General features: G+C 52.5%; 3 protein-coding genes. All 3 read left to right on the top strand.

Annotation, left to right across the window (positions count from 1 at the left end; all coding sequences use genetic code 11):
• The first annotated feature begins 89 nt into the window (after positions 1-89).
• Positions 90-716 (top strand): 4Fe-4S binding protein, encoded by a 627-nt coding sequence (locus tag BP727_RS12980; RefSeq protein WP_286859221.1) that lies wholly within the window; start codon positions 90-92, stop codon positions 714-716.
• 93 nt (positions 717-809) lie between these two features.
• Positions 810-1502: a hypothetical protein gene (locus BP727_RS12975; protein ID WP_286859219.1), complete on the top strand. Its 693-nt coding sequence runs from the start codon at positions 810-812 to the stop codon at positions 1500-1502.
• A gap of 46 nt (positions 1503-1548) precedes the next feature.
• A partial coding sequence (locus BP727_RS12970; RefSeq protein WP_286859217.1) for a metallophosphoesterase family protein occupies positions 1549-1796 on the top strand: 248 nt, incomplete at its 3' end.

Here is a 1796-nt window from a genome sequence, read left to right as displayed (position 1 = left end):
GGCCGCGCGCAGTTTGATTTTTTAAATAACATATCTTTAATGGATAGGATCCCGAGGGCAGAGGCGTCTTCAAGAGAGAAGGATTAACTATGAAACAGTCCAAAATCAGGGCAATTACCCCTTATCTGGGCATGATCGTGCTGATTGTATCGATTGGCGGGATCTTTTATCCCAAGCTTGGCTACATCCTCCTGCTGGTCTTCGCCACCCTTCTGATCATTGCCCCCTTCAGAGGCAGATGGTTTTGTGGCAACCTCTGCCCCCGGGGCAGCTTCGTTGACTTCTGGCTGGCCCCCCTTAGCCGAAGGCTGGCGATCCCTCTTTTCCTGCGCAGCATGTGGATCAGGATTCCCATCTTCATCGCCCTGATGGGCTTTATGATCTACCGGCTATTAGGAACCCAGGGGGTGGTGGACCGAATCGGAATGGTATTTGTCACCCTATGCATAATCACCACCTCCATTGCCATACTCTTTGGCGTGATCATCGCCCCCCGGACCTGGTGCACATTCTGTCCCATGGGCACATTGCAGAGGATTATGGGAGGCAGCAAATACCAGCTCAAGCTGGACGGGGATTTATGTATTGACTGCAAGAGGTGCCAGAAGGTCTGCCCCATGCAGCTTCGGGTATTTGAGCTGCAGGATTTGCCGGATTGCATAAAGTGCGGCCGCTGCATAGACGCCTGCCCAAAGGACGCCCTGATCTTTCACTGATTGTCGAACTTTTGACGCAAGTTTAAATAGGATGTGTCGAAACCCATTTGCGGGTGAAATGAGATGAAACAGGTCATATTTCTTATCTGCATAATGGCAATCAGCATTCCATTACCGGCTTTTGCCGCAGATACAGGCTACTCGAATCCCAACATCGGCCAGTCTTATGGTCGTGGGACTCTGGACGAGGGCCTGGCGGGAATGCTGGACTGGCTGGACCAGCCCGTGCCCAGCGCCAGATATCCCCTGCCCTCGGACGCGTCCCTCTACACTGCGGGTGCAGCACAGAGCGCATTCATTCCCTATAGCGAATATTTTGCCGCTGCCACAAAGACTGCTGAGGGCGGAGTGATCGGCAAACCTGCCCAGTATGATATATCTGGGAAAGAGCCGATAGCAGTCTATTATGGCGATGGTCAGGGACTGGCATATTCTCAATATGCATCTGCTATGGCCACCAGAAGCGATCTATGGATAAAGGGAACAGCTAACTGGTCGCAGTATGCAGTCGTGCCCCTGGGAAGCAAGCTGGAGCTGGTAGCCTATGTACCCCAGAGAGGAGATGCCGGATTCTACCATACCATTCAGACAAACAGCATATTTCACGATTACTGCGTCTATCAACTCAATCCTGGCTACAACAATATGAGCTTTGATGCCGATCAAGCAGGAAGACACATGCTCTACTTCGTGATCAACAACCAGCCGAGCAACGTGGTCATAGTGGACGTATTCCCCCCGCAGGCTGAAGCGGCATCATCCAAGCCCGCCCATACGATATCGTAGAGATCTAAATATCTGGAGATCCATAGCCATATTCTGGAGATGGTCCATGAGTGGGGCTCTGAGGATTCTGGGTCTGGCGGACCTGCATGACTGCACTGAGGGGATCAGGAATCTAAAGGACCTCAAGTACGACCTGATTGCCTTTTGCGGCGACCTCCATAATGCCAGTTCAACAGAGGGAGCGAAGCCTGCTGCCATGGCCCTCGCCCGCCTTGGTCCGCCAGTGCTGATAGTTCCCGGCAATATGGACCACAGAGATGTCGTCCCTGATCTCTGGGAGAAAGCGGGTTTTAT

The organism is Methanosaeta sp. UBA356 (assembly GCF_002496465.1).
Classification (GTDB): domain Archaea; phylum Halobacteriota; class Methanosarcinia; order Methanotrichales; family Methanotrichaceae; genus Methanothrix; species Methanothrix soehngenii.
This window is presented reverse-complemented; position numbering and strand designations above follow the sequence as displayed.

Bases quoted from the DNA above. Each gene is read 5' to 3' on its own strand.
- BP727_RS12975 (WP_286859219.1), top strand. From the start codon at position 810: ATGGCAATCAGCATTCCATTACCGGCTTTTGCCGCAGATACAGGCTAC.
- BP727_RS12980 (WP_286859221.1), top strand. From the start codon at position 90: ATGAAACAGTCCAAAATCAGGGCAATTACCCCTTATCTGGGCATGATC.